This is a genomic window from Olegusella sp., from assembly GCF_057238325.1.
In genome coordinates, this window is the sequence record NZ_DBHHGF010000001.1 from 415,628 (window position 1) to 434,587 (window position 18,960).

The 18,960-nt window shown below is 47.6% G+C and carries 18 protein-coding genes; 1 reads left to right on the forward strand and 17 read right to left on the reverse strand.

The genetic code is table 11. The annotated features are described in order from the left end of the window. Positions 1-259: 259 nt before the first annotated feature. The gene (gene dinB / locus ACO5JD_RS01955) at positions 260-1,543 is read left to right on the forward strand and encodes a DNA polymerase IV (protein ID WP_484987238.1); all 1,284 of its coding nucleotides are present in this window, start codon (positions 260-262) and stop codon (positions 1,541-1,543) included. A gap of 9 nt (positions 1,544-1,552) precedes the next feature. On the opposite strand, the gene rsfS is transcribed toward dinB, so the two are convergent. The 17 genes from rsfS to ACO5JD_RS02040 all read right to left on the reverse strand — a co-directional run bounded on the left by rsfS (position 1,553) and on the right by ACO5JD_RS02040 (position 18,915). Next, the gene (gene rsfS, locus ACO5JD_RS01960) at positions 1,553-1,945 is read right to left on the reverse strand and encodes a ribosome silencing factor (protein ID WP_021625340.1); all 393 of its coding nucleotides are present in this window, start codon (positions 1,943-1,945) and stop codon (positions 1,553-1,555) included. A gap of 26 nt (positions 1,946-1,971) precedes the next feature. Further along, positions 1,972-2,607, reverse strand: a complete 636-nt coding sequence (gene yqeK, locus ACO5JD_RS01965) for a bis(5'-nucleosyl)-tetraphosphatase (symmetrical) YqeK (RefSeq protein WP_021625341.1) — start codon at positions 2,605-2,607, stop codon at positions 1,972-1,974. Then, on the reverse strand, positions 2,604-3,338 hold the full coding sequence (nadD, locus tag ACO5JD_RS01970) for a nicotinate-nucleotide adenylyltransferase (protein ID WP_484987368.1): 735 nt from the start codon (positions 3,336-3,338) through the stop codon (positions 2,604-2,606). The genes yqeK and nadD overlap by 4 nt, the downstream gene beginning before the upstream one ends. Positions 3,339-3,456: 118 nt before the next feature. Further along, positions 3,457-4,578: a glutamate 5-kinase gene (gene proB, locus ACO5JD_RS01975; RefSeq protein ID WP_484987240.1), complete on the reverse strand. Its 1,122-nt coding sequence runs from the start codon at positions 4,576-4,578 to the stop codon at positions 3,457-3,459. Further along, positions 4,571-5,941, reverse strand: a complete 1,371-nt coding sequence (gene obgE, locus ACO5JD_RS01980) for a GTPase ObgE (protein WP_035438116.1) — start codon at positions 5,939-5,941, stop codon at positions 4,571-4,573. The genes proB and obgE overlap by 8 nt, the downstream gene beginning before the upstream one ends. Before the next feature lie 117 nt (positions 5,942-6,058). Further along, complete coding sequence (locus ACO5JD_RS01985; protein WP_484987242.1) at positions 6,059-6,805, reverse strand: energy-coupling factor transporter transmembrane component T family protein; 747 nt, start codon at positions 6,803-6,805, stop codon at positions 6,059-6,061. Continuing rightward, positions 6,806-8,623 (reverse strand): ABC transporter ATP-binding protein, encoded by a 1,818-nt coding sequence (locus ACO5JD_RS01990; RefSeq protein WP_484987244.1) that lies wholly within the window; start codon positions 8,621-8,623, stop codon positions 6,806-6,808. It abuts the gene before it with no gap. Between the two features lie 41 nt (positions 8,624-8,664). Next, entirely contained in the window at positions 8,665-9,234 is a 570-nt protein-coding gene (locus ACO5JD_RS01995) for a tryptophan transporter (RefSeq protein ID WP_035438041.1), read from the reverse strand. A gap of 368 nt (positions 9,235-9,602) precedes the next feature. Further along, positions 9,603-9,854 carry a 50S ribosomal protein L27 gene (rpmA, locus tag ACO5JD_RS02000; protein WP_021625348.1) on the reverse strand — a complete coding sequence of 84 codons (252 nt, stop codon included), beginning with the start codon at positions 9,852-9,854 and terminating at the stop codon, positions 9,603-9,605. 46 nt (positions 9,855-9,900) lie between these two features. Further along, complete coding sequence (gene rplU, locus ACO5JD_RS02005) at positions 9,901-10,209, reverse strand: 50S ribosomal protein L21 (protein WP_035438120.1); 309 nt, start codon at positions 10,207-10,209, stop codon at positions 9,901-9,903. A 211-nt stretch (positions 10,210-10,420) separates the two neighbouring features. Then, a complete protein-coding gene (locus ACO5JD_RS02010) occupies positions 10,421-11,410 on the reverse strand; it encodes a hypothetical protein (protein ID WP_021625351.1) in 990 nt (329 codons plus the stop codon). 86 nt (positions 11,411-11,496) lie between these two features. After that, complete coding sequence (locus ACO5JD_RS02015; protein WP_021625352.1) at positions 11,497-12,705, reverse strand: FtsW/RodA/SpoVE family cell cycle protein; 1,209 nt, start codon at positions 12,703-12,705, stop codon at positions 11,497-11,499. A 1-nt stretch (position 12,706) separates the two neighbouring features. Beyond that, positions 12,707-14,731, reverse strand: a complete 2,025-nt coding sequence (mrdA, locus tag ACO5JD_RS02020) for a penicillin-binding protein 2 (protein WP_484987246.1) — start codon at positions 14,729-14,731, stop codon at positions 12,707-12,709. Positions 14,732-14,745: 14 nt separating this feature from the next. Continuing rightward, a complete protein-coding gene (gene mreD, locus ACO5JD_RS02025; protein WP_021625354.1) occupies positions 14,746-15,321 on the reverse strand; it encodes a rod shape-determining protein MreD in 576 nt (191 codons plus the stop codon). A 6-nt stretch (positions 15,322-15,327) separates the two neighbouring features. After that, positions 15,328-16,347 carry a rod shape-determining protein MreC gene (mreC, locus tag ACO5JD_RS02030; protein ID WP_021625355.1) on the reverse strand — a complete coding sequence of 340 codons (1,020 nt, stop codon included), beginning with the start codon at positions 16,345-16,347 and terminating at the stop codon, positions 15,328-15,330. 11 nt (positions 16,348-16,358) lie between these two features. Further along, a complete protein-coding gene (mreB, locus tag ACO5JD_RS02035; protein WP_021625356.1) occupies positions 16,359-17,411 on the reverse strand; it encodes a rod shape-determining protein in 1,053 nt (350 codons plus the stop codon). Between the two features lie 19 nt (positions 17,412-17,430). Continuing rightward, positions 17,431-18,915, reverse strand: coding sequence for a tetratricopeptide repeat protein (locus ACO5JD_RS02040; RefSeq protein ID WP_021625357.1), 1,485 nt, complete (start codon positions 18,913-18,915; stop codon positions 17,431-17,433). Positions 18,916-18,960 lie beyond the last annotated feature (45 nt).

Consider the following 18,960-nt stretch of genomic DNA (forward strand, 5'->3'; position numbering starts at 1 on the left):
AAAACTCCTTCAGACGAGCGACACCGTGGTAGTAGTAGTTGTGTCGCTTTGCCACACAAATGCTCTCCTACTATACGACTCTTAGCGTTTGGTGCAAGGTGCAGTTTTTGTATCTTAGAGACAAAATCCATGTAAAAGCAACTCTCAAACAGCTCTAAGAACAAATTTATCAATGTTTTTTTGAATTTTCAAACAAGCAAAACTTCAGCTTATTGCGCAGGCATCTAGAACAAATGAGCTGTCCTGCTACTTACCTATAATGACAACTATGGAGAATGCAAAAGATGACATAACGGTAATTTCTTGGTCAGGACGAGCAATCGGTTTACTTGATCTTGATGCTTTCTTTGCCTCGGTCGAGCAGCTTGATCACCCAGAGTGGCGAGGTAAACCCCTTATTGTTGGGGGTTCTTCAAAGCGTCGTGGCGTCGTTTCGACCGCTTCCTATGAAGCGCGTAAATTTGGCATTCATTCTGCTATGCCTAGTTTCCAGGCAGAACGTCTTTGCCCCCAAGCAATCTGGACTGAAGGTCATTTCTCGCGATATCGCGCGTTATCTGCAGCTGTCATGAATATTCTTGTTGATGAAACTCCCCTAGTAGAACAAGTTTCTATTGATGAAGCTTTTTTTGATATAACACCTGGTCGTTATGCCGCAGAAAATCCCATTGTTATTTGTCGGCGAATTCAAAATCGTGTGGAGAAGCTTGGAATTAGCTGCTCGATCGGGCTTGGCATTAATAAAACCATAGCCAAAATCGCTTCTGAGCGAGAAAAACCCCGTGGACTCACCATTGTGCCTCCAGGTACAGAAGCTCTCTTTTTGGCACCTCTGCCCGTACGTGCTATGAGTGGTATCGGAAGCGCAGCGGAAGCAAGACTGCAATCGCTACATATAAAAACTTTGGGGCAACTTGCCCAAGCAGATCCACAGCAACTCAGACGCATGATGGGAAGTTATGGACCTCGTCTCATAGAACGCGCAGCGGGCAAAGAACAAAGTATCGTCGCGGAACGGGCCATACATGAGGTTCCAAAGTCAGTTTCTTCTGAGCGTACGTTTGCCCATGATCTATGCGATAAAAAAGATATTCATGCCGCAGTTTTGCACGTAGCCGCGCTCACTGGTACACGCCTAAGAAAAAAGGGGCTTAAAGGTAGCGAACTAACCTTAAAGCTCAAGTTTGCCTTCAATAAAAGCCGTACTATTCAGCGTCAACTTGACAGGCCCACAGATGATGAGCACGAATTTGCCCATGTAGCACTCGAACTTCTCGAGCAGATTTGGCATGAAGGGAGCGCTGTACGTCTTGTAGGTGTGGGTATAAGCAATTTTGGAGCAAGCAAATCTCAACAGCTCAGTCTCTTTGAGACGGAACCTGATATGGAAGAGAGCCAACGCCTTGCCAAGAAAAAACATGACCTACGTCGCCTTGCTCTTACCACTGACGAACTAAAATCACGTTTTGGAAATTCAGTTATTGCTTATGGACACGATTTGCGCCTACATGGCGAGCTCGACGAAAAAGGTCGCTCTAGATAAGCCTGTAGCCTATTTGTTTTTATCGCTAGAATCTAGCTCTGCCTGACCCTCTAAACCAAAATTCACCCGCGGAGCATCTCCCCAAAGGCATTCAATACGGAAGTACTCACGTGCTTCAGGTCTAAAGACATGAATAACTACTGCACCATAATCCATCAAAGTCCAGCCAGAACCTGCTTTACCTTCAACAGATAAGGGAGCTTCCTGGCAATTCTTCTTTACCTTTTCCTCAATTGCCTCGAGCACTGCATCAGCTTGTGCCTTGCTAGAGGCTGTACAAATCAAGAAGTAGTCACACATATCGGTCTCATTTTCAAGATCGATAATGACAATATCCTGAGCTTTTTTATCATCTGCGGCGATTGCAGCAACGTGTACGAGTTCGAGGGGTGTAACTGCCATGTAGCTAACCTTTCTTGAGGACTTCCTTAGTGCTTAAGGACATAGCTGTTGTATAACTCTAGGGTACCCGGATAAAGGTAGTGTCTACCCTCCAACACGTAGACTACACCACCAATAAACGACTCCCAATAGAGCTCATCAAGTGAAACTTTTCCCACAAGCGAGCGCGTACGCTCGATTCCTGGACTTGCAGGACGCAAAGGCTCAATACCATCAGCAATAAATAGCACCATATCAAGAGGCGTCATATCCTGAGCTCCTGTGGTATGACGAGCAATAGCTTGCCATATTTCGGAAGGAAGTTCAGGAAACTTGGCAGGCAAATCGTGAGCTGCAGTTAAGCCATGCAAAAGATTTCCCACCAAGGAAAGCTCAACACCCATATCAATATTGGCAGCCTGAGCATGCTGTAATTGCTCATCTAAGTTGAGAACCTTATCCCAATCATGCAATATACCCGCTGCTTGTGCAAGATATGGACTAACACCATAGATATGCGCCAAACGTCCTGCTTCAGCAGCTACAGAAAGTGAATGAGCATACCTCTTGGGTTTGATAGCAGCCATATGCTCACGCAAGGCAGCGCGTAGCTTTGCAAGCTCTGCGATTTGTTCAGCATCAAGACCTTCATTGATTTTGTGGCAAACTTGAATTTCACTCATGCAGACACTTCCCCTGTAACCCCATCATGTACACGAGTTTTTTCCAGTCCCATCACCGATCCATAACTCAAAGAATGTGCTCCATACAGCTCATGTTTGTGAATATAGCCAGTAACAGTATCCGGCGTAAGATACCGTAGACTCTGACCTTCTTCAACACGCTTACGCAGATAACTTGAGGAAATTGCCAATGCTGGTACTTCAAGGTAGGTTACTCGGAAGTCATAAGGAGACTCTTCGATTGCAGCTTGTGCATTCCTCAAGTCATAACCTGGACGAGTAGCACCTACTAGATGAGCCAGATCTGCAATGCTTCCCGCATCTCTCCAACGCACTATATCGGCAATAGCATCTGCTCCCGTAATAAAGAAAAGCTCAACGTTGTTTGGATAAATTGATCTCAGCAAACGAAGAGTTTCAGCTGTATAAGTCACACCCTCACGGTCTACCTCAAAGCGGCTCGCCATAAAATGTGGGTTATCTGAGGTGGCAAGCAGAGTCATAGCATAGCGGTCTTCACCCGAAGAAACGTGAACATGCTGTTTGAACGCGGGAGAACCTGCAGGCATAAAGACTACGACATCAAGATTGAGCGCATCAAAAGCGGTCTCAGCACAAACAAGGTGTCCATGATGAATGGGGTCAAAAGTGCCACCCATAATACCAAGACGATACTGCTTTTTTGGATCGGTACCCAAAAGTGGTAAGTCGCCACAAGCAGGTGTGCGCATACGCAATTTTTGACTCGCGATATGCGCAGGACTCAGGACACCACTACCGTCATCAGGCTCTCGCAAAGGCATTTCGAGGGTTCTCCTCTCCGCTCATTGAGTCTAGCTATCCCTCTTGCTAAAAAACAAGCAATTCATCTCGGTGAATTGCAGGGGTAGATGCCTTTTCAGGCAAGAAACGTCCAATAATCTCAAGGCGTAAACCTTGTACGCGGGTCATATCTTCACTGCTATAACGGCTCACGCCGCGACCGATAAGACTGCCATCGGGACCAAGCACACTCAAAACATCACCTTCGGCATAGCTCCCTTCACTTTGGGTAATGCCAACAGGAAGAATTGACCCACCTTGTTCGAGTACAGCTTTGCAGGCCCCCTCATCTAGAGTAATTTGCCCGCGAGCAGGTTCAGCAAGCCCAATCCATAGCTTGCGTGAATCCTCATGGTTTGCAGTGGCAGATTCAAAACGCGTACCAATTTCTTTGCCCAATACTGCATTAAGCAAAATATGTGGCATACGTCCTCGACACACAAGCGTGGGAATGCCTGCCGCCATCGCAGCACGAGCAGCTCGAAGTTTGGTTGCCATGCCACCCGTACCAATAGAACTGCCCGAACCTGACACCATTGCACTGATGCGAGCATCAATATGGCTCACATGATGGATAAGCGTCGCTTCAGGGTGTGTCGAAGGATCGGCAGTATATAACCCATTCACATCAGACAAAATGATGTACAAATCTGCTGTCACCAAGGTGGCTACGATGGCGCCCAGCGTGTCATTGTCACCAAAGGTAAATTCAGCTACAGATACCGTATCGTTTTCATTAACAACGGGCACCGCACCAAGCTCAATAAGGCTACGCAGAGTTGTGCGTGCGTTGAGATAGCCTACTCTATCCATCATATCTCGCCGGGTAAGCAACACCTGGCCACAAGCAATGCCATGCTCTTCCAAAACCTCACCGTAAGCCTCAGTAAGAGCAACCTGCCCAGCAGCAGCACACGCTTGCAGCAAAGCTATATCTTTGGGTCGTCTTTCAAAGCCCAGCTTATCAAGACCTGCGGCAACAGCGCCTGAGGAAACAAGAATAACGTTGATACCTTGATGTTCAAGCTCAGCTATTTGGTCACAAAGCTGATGCACAAAAGAGGTGTCGATACGAAAATTTTTATCTACAAGCGTTGACGAACCAAGCTTGACAACAATAGTTCCACCCGCAGGTATGACATTAGGCATCGGCAAAATCCTCGTCATGTACGTCCTCTAAGAACTCTTCCTCAGAGGCAGACCCAGCATTGCGCGCACCCTCATAATCAAAGGCAAAACCCAAAATGCGTACCTCATCACCTTCCTGAACCCCCGCCTTTTCTAGACGGTCAAACAAGCCAATACGCTGCATGCGATGCTGCATAAACGAAACAGCCTCTTCGTTTTCCCAGTCGGTCTGCACAATCATGCGTTCAACAGAGTCACCTGTAATACGCCAGACATGGCGTTCTTCGCGCGTGATGTGGATAGCTGCTTCACGACGGCGACGTTCTTCTTCTAGACGTGCATTAAGCTCTTCGGCAGACTCCCCCACCTTAATAGCAGATCTAAGACTTGCAACACGTGTCGCACAGGCAGCAACGAGGGAGTTTAATCCTTCACCTGTAGCTGCTGACACAGCAAAGAAAGGCTTGCCATCGGCTGTGGCTGCCGCCCTTAGGCGAGCGATAGCGTCTTCGGTACCAGGTAGGTCACATTTGTTGGCAACAACAATCTGAGGGCGACAGACAAGCTCCTCAGCATATGCAGCAAGCTCTGCATTAATGGCCTTGTAGTCCTCAACAGGGTCGCGTCCCTCAAAACCACCTGTAGCATCAACCACATGAAGCAATAAGGCTGTTCGTTCAATATGACGAAGGAATTCATGACCCAAACCCCTGCCTTCAGCAGCGCCCTCAATAAGGCCGGGAACATCCGCAACGACAAAAGATGACCCGTCTTGCGCGCGTGCTACCCCCAGATTAGGAACAAGTGTTGTAAAGGGGTAGTCAGCAATTTTGGGACGAGCGGCTGAGATGCGCGCAATAATAGAACTCTTCCCTACTGATGGCATGCCAACCAGGGCTGCATCGGCTAAAAGCTTCATCTCAAGCTCAATCCAATGCTCCCGTGCAGGTACACCTTTTTCTGCAAAGGCAGGCGCACGACGTACAGAGCTTACAAAATGAATATTGCCACAACCGCCGTGACCACCAGGACCTACAATGACACGCTCCCCAGGAGCAACAAGATCAGCAATCTCAAAACATGGCTCCATAGTCTCGGCATCAAGCTCTCGTACCACCGTTCCTAACGGTACATGCAGTTCAAGATCACTGCCATCCTTACCATGGCGGCGTGCCCCCTGACCATGAGTACCGCGTTCTGCTTTGAAATGATGCTTGAAACGATAATCAATCAAAGATGAGATACGGGGATCAGAGACAAGCACCACATCTCCACCACGACCGCCATCTCCTCCATCAGGTCCACCCTTAGGTACGTGCGCCTCGCGACGGAATGACATGCAGCCAGCACCACCATCTCCGCCCTTAACGCAGATTCTCGACATATCAGTGAAGCTCACGCCCAAAGTTTCCTCCTTGATTGCTGCTTCTATGGTAACAAACCCAGCATGCCCAAGGGACACCATGCCTATACCTAGCTGGGCTAAGGTAAAAATTCATCCTTACAAAATGATGGAAGCAGCCACAATTAAAATACCTACGGCAAATACAACAATGTCAGCTGCTCCAAAAGGATAGCGCTTGTAGGAAGAGGAACGAGTACGCAAATAAAAGCCTCTTTCCTCTGCTGCAAGTGCCGTATCATCAGCTTTGGCAACCGAAGAAATCAACAGCGGTGCTGCAAGCGGCAGCATCAGACGTAGACGTCTAAAAATGCCACCTTCATCAAAAGAGACACCACGGGCAGTCTGAGCTTCAACGATTTTGTTCATCTCATCCGCAAAAATCGGCACAAAACGAAGAGCAGTGGTAATGGTAAAGGCGTAACGATACGGAACATGCAGCACTTCAACCGCAGCATTTGCAAGGTCAGTAAGCCGAGTCAGAGTGAGCATTTGTACCAGGGGGATGGCAAAAGCTACTAGGCGCAAAGCAACTAATACACCTGTGGAAAGACCTCGGTCTGTCACAAACAAAAAAATAGCCGTACCATCTCGAATAATAAGCACCTGAACCAAGCACATGACCAAGCCCAAACCCAAAAGACCAGAGAGTAGGCTTAGAGTCTCTCTGCCAATACCCGCATAGAGGCCTATGAGAACTTCCACACCAATGATGCCCATCAATACAGCTGGATGAGGCGCTAAAAAAACAGCCACACAAATGCAAAGCGCCAATAAAACCTTGGAAAGAGGATTAGCTCGATGAAGCAGAGTTGTACCTTCAGAGTATTTCAGAAGACCTGCCATCTATCTCACCAGACCTTCCGTAATAGTCACAATATCGCTTACCTCAGAGAGACTTTCATAGGCAATATAGCCATCTGCTGCCAACTTGCTAGAAAGACCAAGAATCTGCGGCGGTGCCACAGAAGCTTGCTTCATAAGCTCAGAATTCTCAAAAAGTTCAACTGGATTGCCGTCAGCACGATTAAAGCCATCAGACATGACAATAATACGACTTGCAAAGTCATAGACAACTTCCATGTCATGACACACCATCACAATGGCACAGCCCTGCTCACGCGCCTCTTTGACCGCTCTCATGACTACCATACACTCTTGATAATCAAGACCACTAGTAGGCTCATCCAAAATGAGTAACTGTGGGCGCGTTACGATTACACTGGCAAGAGCCACAATCTGCCGCTGACCACGTGAAAGCGAAAACGGAGCTACATCAGCTGGCAAGGAAAAACGTTTAATCGTTTGTGCTGCTCGAGAATGGGCTATTTGTGTATCAACGCCTAGTAATTCCAAGGAAAAAGCCACCTCATCAAGGACAGTTTCTTTGCAAATCTGATGATCGGGATCTTGAAAAAGCGTCGAGACATGACGTGCAATCTGGCTCGTACGAGCTACGGATGTATCCAAACCACAGATGCTCACCCTACCTGCAGAGGGCTTGAGAAGACCATTCATGAGTTTGGTAAGGGTAGTTTTACCTGCACCATTTTGACCAATAATGGCAAGCAGCTCACCAGGATGCACCTTAAAATCAATATCTCGCACCGAAGCAGCATGAGGACCATAGGAAAAACTTACATGGTCAAGGGACAAAACTGCCTGTTGCTTGGCCTTGGTGTCAAGTTCGCATTGTACTACAAACGCATCTTCGCTCCTTCTGGGCTCAAAATCAGCCATGCGAGGAGCTTTATTATCAGCGATTAAATTCTTAATACCAGTAAATGCAGCATCCGTAGTCAAAAAAGAACAGCTTTCATCAAGCAAATGCTTTGCATGCAGCTTGTTTGAAACACGGGTAACGCGTGGAGAATCAACACCAATGAATTTGAGTTCTTGACGGTGAGTCAAGACGTCTGCGGGGCTACCATCAAGGGCAACAGTTCCTTCGGAAAGTACGAGCATACGCTGACAATATTCAGCAAGCAGAGCAACTTTTTGCTCCACCACTACCACAGTAATTCCTTGAGTTTGATTGAGTAGACGAAGCGTATCAAATACCTGACGTGATGAAAGAGGATCTAGCGCTGCCGTAGGCTCGTCCAAAACCAATACACGAGGTTGCAAAGCCAAAATTGCCGCAATTGCAACCTTTTGCTTTTGTCCCCCAGAAAGAGTCGCAATATCACGACGAAGCAAATCGGAGATGCCTACTGCTTCAAGCGCCTCAGATACGCGCTGCATTATTTGCTCATGATCAACACCAAAGTTTTCAAGACCATAAAGCAACTCATCTTCTACGTTTGCAGAAACCATCTGTGCATCAATGTCCTGCAAGACGCTACCAACAATCTGAGAGACATCTGTAAGCTCGACTTCGCAGGTATCAATGCCCGCTACCAAACAAGTACCTCTGAACTCACCTTTAAAATGATGAGGTACCGCACCCGATAGCACCGAAGTAAGGGTGGTTTTACCCGCTCCAGAAGGACCAATGATACCTACGAAGTCACCTTCATTGATGTCAACACTTACATCATGTAACGCATAGGGGCGCAAATGTAGGGAGTTATTTTTTTGTGTTGTATCTTCAAAAGCAAAAGATACGTGAGACAACTGAATAACTGGTATGGCAGTCGAATCGCATGCCGTACATACTGACACTACAAACCCCTTTCAAAGGATGACAGCATCCTTGATACAAACTAACGAGAGATAACCTTACGCAAAGCGGGGTAAAGACCACCTACTACCAAGCCATTGCCCACCGCAGTACCCAGCACAACAATTAATAGGGGCAGCATGGAGGCAAAGGCACCTTTAAGCACGATGACGGTTGCAATACAAGCAAAAATAAGACCAGAAACCAAAGTAGTTACAAAACCCAATATAAAAGGAAGATATACAGGTGTCTTGTCATCTGCAAATTTATTGACTAACAAAAAGGCTACAGCTGCACCAGGAATATCCGCAACATATTCAACACCAGGAATAGAAGTAGTAATTTGAATGACGGTAGCTGCGAGAATGCCAAAGATTATGGCTTGAGGCAGGGTCGGCTTAAGCAGCAGGATAGCCAAGCAATATGCAGCAATACAAAACTCGGGCTTGATACCTGTAATAGCGAGCATGCCGCCCACTGTTGCATTGAGAATAAAGCCTGCAGCGAGAAGGATAGCTACGAGAACTAAAGAACCAACATCGAGTTTGCCCGACTGTGCATGAGTACTTTTGATGGTGCGGACTTTAGCGGCAGTAGACTTCGAATTTTCCATGAGAGTTTCTCCTAACATAAGCTTTGATAGTCAAATTTAGATTGAACGACACAAAAAAACGGCTCCCGGTCAACCCGGAAGTCGTCTGCACAAGTCATGTGGCAGCAAGCGACCTAGAGTCGACCAAACGAAGACCAGCTACGCCACCACCAGTTCATGTCCTTAGAAGTGCTTATCTGAGTCATCATGGTCAAACTCCTTTCTTCACTCGATTTCATGTTGCTGGGACTATATCAAAGACCAAGCTTAGATTGAGTCTCATTTCACATACGTTTATGACTTGAAACAAAGTGTTCAAGCAATACAGCCAAACACATAGACAAAACCCCACCGCAATAGCGATGGGGTTTGATCATACAACTTGCACTCTACTCAGCAGGCACAACGTTAACGACGTGCTTGGCACCCTTAACAAACTGCACGGTGCCATCCTGCAGTGCAAACAGCGTGTCATCCTTGCCACGACCAACGCCTGTACCAGGAGTAATGTGCGTGCCACGCTGACGAACAATAATCTGACCAGTCTTAATTGTCTGACCACCAAAAATCTTGGTACCAAGACGCTGAGCGTTGGAATCGCGACCATTGCGCGAAGACGCTTGGCCCTTTTTATGTGCCATAGTACTACCTGCCTTACTCGAAAAAACTAATGGGAATAGCGCGAGCCTACGCGGGGATAGAAGTAATCTGCAGGCGCGTAAGCTGCTGCCTGTGACCCTTGGTACGGTGATAACGCTTGCGCTTGTGGAGCTTGAAGACAATAACCTTCTTGCCCTTATGCTGATCGACCACTTCAGCGGTAACCTTTTTACCCTCGAGCTCAGCAGGAGCGACAACGGTTTTTGCGTCGTCAGCAAGCATCAGGACGTCGAGGCTGACCTTGTCGCCAGGCTGCGCGTTGAGCTTTTCGACGTCAATGACGTCGCCCTCGGCAACCTTATACTGCTTGCCACCAGTCGTAACGATTGCGTACATGTGAGAACCCTTCGATGCTGGAATAGTGCAACAGCTATCCATAATACAGGCGTCGACCTGCATCGTCAACGGAAAAACCGTCAGAGACACAGCGGACGCCTTTAGTTAGGATATACAGCTTGGCCAATTGGAGCAAGCTCTTTATCGCATCCACAAGACTAACACCAAATATAGCCTATTTGCCCCAAGATATTGCGATTTGACGTCCGATTTAGCGATAGCTTATATAGCCAGTAGTGCCAGATGTATGCGCAGCGGCATCACTGCTGGAGAGTACCGAGGCTATACGCTTGACAGCAGTACGGCTCTGCTGAGCCTCTTTGACTGCGGCACGTTGCGTAAGTAGCTTGTCTTTAAGCATAGCTGCAGCACGAGCAAGGCTTCCATCATTTTGAGCTTCCAAAAGCTGAGCTGTCGCCATGGTACCTGCAAATCCCATGGCTCCTCTCCCCAACCAATTGCCTATAGGCAAAATATTGCTCATCGAACGAGCAATCTGGCGCCAACTTAGCCCGCAAGCCAAAACCAAAGCTGTATCTATCAAAAAAGAAGGCGATAAAGAACGGCCAGATGCAGCAGCGATGCTTAAGGCTAATTTGATCTGGTTGACGGTCATGATGGGGAAATCTGAGCCATGGATAATATCCACAGCGCCAACCGCGGCATTTTGAGCAGCGCAAAGCAGGATCAGCGAATCAATGAGTGTCTGTCTACAAAAACTATAAGATGCAGCAAAGGCCACGGCTTTATCGCTAGCCTCTACCATCCACTGAGCTAAGGGCTTTGCAAGGTCGGCAATGTTGGAAACTGCAATAGGTGTCAGTAAGTCTTTGAAGCTTTCGTCCAAATTGTCAAAAGACGGCAAATCCAGACTACTTTCCGCAATCAAAGCGCAGGGAACCCCAGCTTCTGCCAAACGCTTTGCTTCTTTGGCGACAAGAGCAAGTTGACTCCCCACAACAAAAATAGCAAGGTCAGGCACCAGCGTGCCGCCCACACCATATTCAAGTTCTTTGATGCTTAATTCAGCACTTGACTGCTCGGCACTGAGCAGTCGTTTGAGTTCAAGTGCCACCTCACGAGGAGCAGACATATCGATTATTACCAAAGTATGTGTAGGTGCACAGCGCTGCTCATCAGAGCTTTTGCTCTCATTTAAAAGCTCAAGCACGCGCGATAGCGAAAAAGCTTTCTTTGCCATGCCAGTTTCTCCTCTACCCTGTTTTTCTTTTCCATTTTAACGTCAAGAAAAACAGGTGCCATGATAGATGCGTCTTATTTATTTACCTATGCAGCTTTTGGTCGATGGTGCCAAATAGATTGAATAATGCCTGCAGCGGATAGCTGTACAACCATCGAAGATGAACCAAAACTAATAAACGGCAAAGGAATGCCAGTAATAGGCATAACTCCGATGCACATACCCACATTTTGCAAGAGCTGAAAAGTCCACATTGTGGCAATACCTGCAAGCAACAATTTTGCATAAGGCGATTCAAAACGACGCGCAAGCCAAATCGTAGAAAATATTGCCCAACCAAAGAGAGCTAAAAGCAAAGTTGCCCCCATAAAACCAAACTCTTCAGCCAAAAGAGCAAAAACAAAGTCAGTATGTGCCTCAGGCAAAAAGCCCGACCAAGCCTGACTCGCATTGCCGATACCTTTGCCAAATAGGCCACCCGAACCAACTGCGATTTTTGCCTGTAGCAGGTTATAGCCATCGCCAGCAGGATCTACCGAAGGATCAACAAAGACAAGCAGACGTTTGAGCTGATAAGCCTTAAGCAGTTTGAGAGCGCGCGGAACATTGTCAGCCAATGAGAGACCAACAACCAATGCAGCAACAGCCACCACCAAACCAATGGTAATGAGCACCCAACTCTTCTTGGCGCCAGACATAATGATGATGGAGGCACCTACAACAAAAACAATGAGGCCCGTACCAAGGTCCTGAATAATCAAAATGGCAAAAATAGCAGCAAGTACACCGCAAATCTTAAAATAGTCCCGCAGAGTATCAATCTTGCCATTGTATTCTGCACCAAGACCTGCCATCAAAAAAATTGTGAGCACTTTGACAATTTCTGAAGGCTGGAAACGCAAACCTACCAAGGGTATTTTGACCCAGCCTGTCATACCCTTGGCAGAAATGCCAAAGCCGGGGACATTGGGTAACAAAATCAGTCCAACGATGATGACAAAAAGCACAATCGAAGATGACTGCATCACGCGATAGTCACTACGCCAAATGGCAAGCGCCAACGCAAAACCCATCATGATACCTAGCAGATGTCGAGGAAAAGAGACATCAGCGATAGTACGAGAAGCAGACCAGATGATTATGGTGCCGTAGCATACTAACAGTAATACAGGCACAAGTCCGCCTAGATAGAAGCTACTCAAAGGCCCTGCAAGGCGACCTTTTTTTGTAGATGAGATACTTTGCTTGTCAAAAAGTGAGCGGACATGCTCAAAAAAAGAAGATTTATCTGCCATGTTATCTATCCCCCTCTACTTCTTGCTCAGATGTATCGGGTTGACCATAGATAGCACCAAGTACGTCACGAACAACATAAAGAGCCGAAGCGCTACCAAAACCTGCATATTCCAAGCATGATGCAACAACATACTTGGGCTTATCTGCAGGAACATAGGAAATAAACCAACCATGAGGCTGATCATGGCCAGACTCTGCAGTACCAGTTTTGCCCGCAACACGCACAGACATATTGGTGAAATGGGATGCCTGAGCTTCAGATTCATCATAGACAACACCTTTGAGTGCCCTATGTATCAAATCAAAGTTCGTATCGCTTTCCTTGACCTTTTTGGGATCTTTTGCTTTGTAATCGATAACTGATCCGGAACCCTCACGCGACATAACACTTTTAAGCACATGTGGAGTAAACCAGTATCCACCATTCGCCAGACCAGCATAAACACAACTCATCTGCAACGGTGTTACCAACAGGTCGCCCTGACCTATAGCAAGGTTGGTATTGTCGCCTCCTTGCCAGCTACGCGCATTGTCATCCGCTGAGCTAAAGTAGTTCCATTTCCATTTTGCATCAGGTACACGTCCCACGGATTCGCTAGGCAAATCAATACCTGTCGCTTTGCCTAAGCCCCAAGAACGATATTTATCTTGCAAAGCTTCGGGGGTCTTGGAATAAAAGATTGCTTTGCCAATCTCATAAAAAACGACGTCACAGGAAAAAACTATGCCCGTCTCAATGGACATAATGCCATGACCGTCATGGTTCCAGCAGTACTGACCATAATCTTTGCCAAAACCAGTCCAATAGCCTGTGCAATTATAGGTAGAGCTTTGAGTTGCAAGTTGATTGTCCAGCGCTGCCAAGGCAGAGAGCGGTTTAATGGTGGAGGCAGAAGGATACTGACCAGTTACGGCGCGATTGAGTAGAGGATTGTCACTTTCTTCCTTACCAAGTTCTTCCCAGTCGGAAGCAGAGATACCGCCGACAAAAATATTGGGTGAAAATGTTGGCTCACTTGCCATAGCAATAATCTCACCATTAGTGACATCCATGCAGACGACACAGCCTGCAATACGATCTTCGTTTTCAGGCTTTGAAAGCTTTTTTATAATCTTTTGTAAAGCCTCTTCAGCAGCCTTTTGGACATCGATATCCAAAGTCAGCATCACGTCAGAGCCAGGCTGGGGATCAACGGTGCTGACATGATCAAGCACCTTGCCATCTGCGTTGACGTACACGGTTTTTTCACCGCGAATACCTTGCAAGACAGTCTCATACTGATACTCAACACCAGCCTGACCTACCGTATCTCCCGACTGATAGTCAGCATTACCACCTGTACTTTTTTCTTTGGCATTTTTGAGCTGCTCAGCAGATATGGTGCCCGTATAGCCAACAACATGAGCGGCAAGACTGCCATGGGGATAAAGACGTACCGTACGCTGTTCAACCGTGACATCATGAAAAAGATACGGACGCTCTTCAATATAAGCCACAGTATGGCGAGAAACGTCAGAAGCAACGGTGCGCATGCTTTGTGCGCCATCGGTCGTATCTTGAATTTTGCGACGCACTGCATGCCAAGGCATACCAATAAGGTTGCCAAGAAGCTGGCACTCTAGCTGATCGTCTGCAACTACCGACGAAGCAGTAACTGTCAAAGAAGACCTATTGGTAACGAGCTCATTGCCATTGCGATCCAAAATGCGTCCACGCGGAGCTGGGGTCGAAATGGTACGGGTGCGATTGGATTCAGCCTGCTGACTATAAGTATTGGTAGAGAGGAGTTGCATGGACCAAAGCTTGACCCAAAGTGCAGCAATTACTGTGCCCGAAAAAATACCTAGCCCACCCAAACGCTCACGAAAACCAGTATCTGATGAGTTGCCAGCACCACCTGTTGCGCGAGGTGCTGCACCACCGATATCAAAGGTAAAGCGTGATTCCCCTCGCCCAAATATCAAAAAAATGACAATAAGGGCAAGAGCGATGAGCAAGCAGATGACTACAATGACCGCGGTCATACTCATAGCTTTGCCTACAGCTTTCCTAGGTCGTAATGACCACCACCACGGCGTTTGCCTGCAAGTCCAGCTTTACGCGCTGTTTTCATGGCAGAATTACCAGACCCCAAATTTAAGAAATGAGCAAAAATAGCAAAAACTATTAGTGTCAGCAAAAAAGTCGGCAGCGTTCTCAACACTATGGCATCAACAAAAGACTTGGAAACACCAATAAAAAGCATGGTTAAGTGATATACCAAGGTGGCCACCAACGAGCTAGCAGCAAAAGCAGTGGTACTTTCAGCAGGTTCATCAGACAGCCTATTACGCTCTTCGGATCCTAGGGCATAACTCATCACGGTAAGCAAGAAAGCCATCAAACCAAAGGGTCCTGTGGTAGATAGGTCATAAAACACGCCGGCAGCAAAACTAACAAGCACACCAGCTCCACCACCAACAGATAAAGAGACAATTCCAGCAAATACCATGGCAATATTTGCGCGTCCATCTCCGATACCAATATTGGGAGCCAAGGCCAGCTGAAGCAAAATGCAAATCAGCGCCAAAACACCAAAGGAGCGGCGATTTTTATTTTTGTCACGTATTTGCATGGCTGCCTACTCCCCTCCCGAGGATGAGTTGTCAGAACCATCAGAGCTGTCGCTACTACCCGAAGCAGAACTGTCACTACCGGAACTGTTGTTGACACCTTTTACTTGCTTTGAATCTTGTTTATCGGCAGCTGCAATTTCTTCTTCTGTAGCTTCTTGTCCTTCGGTAAGCGAGGTAACCACCAATACTTCTTCAAAATTCTCCGTAGAAGAAAGGGTAGAAACCTGGATATCTAGATAAAGCGCTCCTGTTGTACGATTGACGTTATACACGCGCCCTAGAGGTAGACCTTTGGGGAAAACACCGCCCAATCCACTGGTAACTACCATATCTCCTACTTCAACTTTTTGATCAGTACCAATCAAAGTGAGATGTAGGGTGCCATCGGCAGAACCATTAAGCATGCCTTGAACACGAGTACCTTGAAGCATTGCTGCCACACTAGAGCCCTCATCAGTAAGCAGGCGCACGGTCGAAGACGTAGGACCACAAGCGATAGTCTGGCCAATAATACCTGCAGCATCAGTAACAGGCATACCTACTGCAAGACCCGCAAGCGTACCTTTATCAATGGTAACTGTAGAACTCCAAGAGTCAGTAGAACCAGCAATAATACGCGCTGCCGTAGACTTGAGATTGTAGGAATCCTGTAAGTCCAAGAGCTTCTGTAGACGTTTTGCCGTTTGCTGAGCTTCTTCAAGCTCAGCGTTACGAGCGGTCAACTTTTCGTTGCGAGTCTTGAGCTCAGAGAGTGTTTCCTGACTCGAAGTAAGGTTGGCAAAGATATTTCCCAAACCTTGAAAAGGTGCCGTAACGGCAGCACCCAATACCTTCACAGGAGTCGTAATCACCTGAAAGCCACCACGGATACTATTGAGAGGACCTTTTCCTGCTTCGCGATTTCCTAAAGTAAAAAATACCACGGAAAGCACAACGCACACGACTGCAACTCGCAAGCCATTATTAACACTGCGCTTACGCAGTTGAGCAGGCGTACCAAGTCCGCCGAGTGAATGACGAGGCATGTTATAGCCTCCTACTGACCCGCACTCTGTACGAAGCCACCCGTCAATGCATTGGCCTCAAGGACCTTGGCACAGCCGTTAACGACGTTTTCGAGTGCAGTAGGACTCACGTTGACGGGCACACCGGTCTCATCACGCAAACGTTGATCAAGACCGCGCAGCAAACCACCGCCACCAGTCAGGAGGATTCCGTAATACATCAGGTCACTCGCAAGGTCAGGAGGAGTTATATCCAAAGCATCCTTAACTGCCTTGGTAACATCGTCCAAGGGCTTGTCAAGAGCGCGTCGAATTTCCTCGCTTTCAATGCGTACAGCCTTGGGTAGACCGCTCATAACATCACGGCCATTGACCTCAACATCCAATTCCTCTGCCAAGGGTGCAGCAGAGCCAACCTTAATCTTGATGTCCTCTGCCGTACGCTCACCAATGGAAAGATTGTATGCATCACGTACGTGCTCAAGGATAACCTGGTCAAACTCATCACCAGCAGTACGAATCGACTGAGATACAACGATGCCACCCATAGCAATAACAGCAACCTCAGTAGTGCCGCCACCAATATCAACAACCATGGATCCCGTTGGATCTTCAATGGGTAAATCAGCACCAATAGCGGCAGCCATAGGCTCTTCGATTAAATATGCCTGACGAGCACCAGCCTGGATAGTGGCCTCAAAAACAGCGCGCTTCTCGACGGAAGTTACACCGGAAGGCACACAGACAACAACACGGGGACGAGGTGACCAAGGGTACTGCCTAGATTGAGAACCGCGAGCTTTCTCGATGAAATAACGAAGCATAACTTCAGTTACATCAAAGTCAGCAATAACGCCGTCCTTGAGTGGGCGCTCAGCAATGATAGAACCAGGAGTACGACCAATCATGCGCTTTGCATCAGCGCCGACTGCCAGCACTCTATCCTCACTTTTATCGATAGCGACAACGGAGGGCTCATTAATTACGATACCTTGACCGCGAACAGCAACCAACGTATTTGCTGTTCCAAGGTCAATTGCAAGATCACCGCTATACTCTCCGAAGAGTGTATCGAGAATCGACATCTTCCCTGCCTTCTACCTGCTAGTTCTGGGACGTCTGGGTGTTTGAATCGGTACTTTGAGTGTTGTTTTGAGCGTTCTGCTCGGAAGTATTTTGAGTGTCGGTGGCAGTGTTGCTTTGGGTGGCAGCATTATCGGTAGACTGAGTTGTACTTGTATCAGTCTTATCCGCATTATCAGACTGCGAAGTATCAGTCTCAAGTTTAGCATCGCTACCGCCAGTTGAAGGAGATTGCAATTCTATCTTGGCAACCTTCCAACCAATACCTTCACGAACAAGGGTTGCAGTATATGCCAGCGAACCACCATCTTGCAGTTTGACATCAACAAGCACTTTGGAAGTACTCATGGACTGTTCTTGAGTAACAGCTGTGACCGACTTCACACCTGCAGGAAGATTTTGGTCAAGCTGCTTGCGAGCATCGTCGGTCAGCTTGGGAGACACAAGACCAGAGTAGTCAGCACCTTCATTTGCCTTCTCAAAAAGGCTGGTAGTGACATCAGCCTGCATAGGCCAGCCATAGCCTTTCCAATACGCAAAGGCAGCTGCGCCCAAAAGAAGTACCAAAATGAAGAAGATAATAAAGAAGACTTTAAGGCCACCATGCTTGTGCTTGCGACGAATCTTTTTATCTTGCTTTACAACTTCTTCTTCATCAAGAGAAAAGAATCCCGTATCCTCAGGCGAAGGAATAAATTCACCAGACTTGCCCAATGGATCAAGCGGATCAACGCCTGCGCTCACACTTTGAGAGCCATATCCCGCAGCAGCCAAAAGTGCATCTGTCTCAGAAGGACCATTACCTGTCTGGGCACTTAATGCGCGCTGTGCGGCATCTGCGGAGATGCGCTCCTCGGGTGTTAGCTGATAGCGACCATCAGTGGTAGCGCGACCAAAAGCATCGGCAGCTTCGGACATACGATTTGCCGCTACATAGGCAAGACCCATAGAGGCGTAAATCTTATTTTGATTGTCGTCAGCAGTCGCAAAATCAAGGGCAGTACGATATGCCTCGATAGCATCTGCCGCACGACCTAACTTCATAAAGCAAGAGCCTAGCTTGGTCAGGGCTGAAGAAGGCTTGGGGTTGGACTCGTCAATTGCGGCATTGCGATAAGCAACGCCACCATCGCGCGCATCGCCCACCTGCAGATAGGCGTCACCCAAAGCCATATAAGCCTTGTAAGGTGTAGCATAACTGCCATCTTTAGTCGCCATTGTCAAAGAAGCAATAGCTTCCTGAGGACGACCTGCGGCAAGCAAGGCGCGGCCGCGATTGCAGGCGAGTGCGCCCGCGTGACCATAGTTGGAGTCACGAAGGGCATCGGCATAAGAAACTGCAGCCTCGTCATAGCGAGCAAGACGCATGTAGCAGTTACCAAGAAGGTGGTCAATCTGACCAGACACCTCACCAGGACCTTTTGCCTGAGCAAATAGCTCTGCTGCAACACCAAAGTTTGCCTGTTTGTATGCTTCGTTTCCCGCTTCAAACGCTTGTGTATTCACTCTGGGACGCTCCTATCATTCTTGAGCCTAGTTCAGCCAACCACG

What these genes read in the sequence shown, in the direction of transcription:
- mrdA (WP_484987246.1), bottom strand. Translation starts at nt 14,731, where the DNA reads ATGACCGCGGTCATTGTAGTCATCTGCTTGCTCATCGCTCTTGCCCTT.
- dinB (WP_484987238.1), top strand. Translation starts at nt 260, where the DNA reads ATGACAACTATGGAGAATGCAAAAGATGACATAACGGTAATTTCTTGG.
- ACO5JD_RS02015 (WP_021625352.1), bottom strand. Translation starts at nt 12,705, where the DNA reads ATGGCAGATAAATCTTCTTTTTTTGAGCATGTCCGCTCACTTTTTGAC.
- yqeK (WP_021625341.1), bottom strand. Translation starts at nt 2,607, where the DNA reads ATGAGTGAAATTCAAGTTTGCCACAAAATCAATGAAGGTCTTGATGCT.
- rplU (WP_035438120.1), bottom strand. Translation starts at nt 10,209, where the DNA reads ATGTACGCAATCGTTACGACTGGTGGCAAGCAGTATAAGGTTGCCGAG.
- rsfS (WP_021625340.1), bottom strand. Translation starts at nt 1,945, where the DNA reads ATGGCAGTTACACCCCTCGAACTCGTACACGTTGCTGCAATCGCCGCA.
- proB (WP_484987240.1), bottom strand. Translation starts at nt 4,578, where the DNA reads ATGCCTAATGTCATACCTGCGGGTGGAACTATTGTTGTCAAGCTTGGT.
- ACO5JD_RS01985 (WP_484987242.1), bottom strand. Translation starts at nt 6,805, where the DNA reads ATGGCAGGTCTTCTGAAATACTCTGAAGGTACAACTCTGCTTCATCGA.
- mreB (WP_021625356.1), bottom strand. Translation starts at nt 17,411, where the DNA reads ATGTCGATTCTCGATACACTCTTCGGAGAGTATAGCGGTGATCTTGCA.
- mreC (WP_021625355.1), bottom strand. Translation starts at nt 16,347, where the DNA reads ATGCCTCGTCATTCACTCGGCGGACTTGGTACGCCTGCTCAACTGCGT.
- mreD (WP_021625354.1), bottom strand. Translation starts at nt 15,321, where the DNA reads ATGCAAATACGTGACAAAAATAAAAATCGCCGCTCCTTTGGTGTTTTG.
- obgE (WP_035438116.1), bottom strand. Translation starts at nt 5,941, where the DNA reads ATGTCGAGAATCTGCGTTAAGGGCGGAGATGGTGGTGCTGGCTGCATG.
- nadD (WP_484987368.1), bottom strand. Translation starts at nt 3,338, where the DNA reads ATGCGCACACCTGCTTGTGGCGACTTACCACTTTTGGGTACCGATCCA.
- rpmA (WP_021625348.1), bottom strand. Translation starts at nt 9,854, where the DNA reads ATGGCACATAAAAAGGGCCAAGCGTCTTCGCGCAATGGTCGCGATTCC.
- ACO5JD_RS01995 (WP_035438041.1), bottom strand. Translation starts at nt 9,234, where the DNA reads ATGGAAAATTCGAAGTCTACTGCCGCTAAAGTCCGCACCATCAAAAGT.
- ACO5JD_RS02010 (WP_021625351.1), bottom strand. Translation starts at nt 11,410, where the DNA reads ATGGCAAAGAAAGCTTTTTCGCTATCGCGCGTGCTTGAGCTTTTAAAT.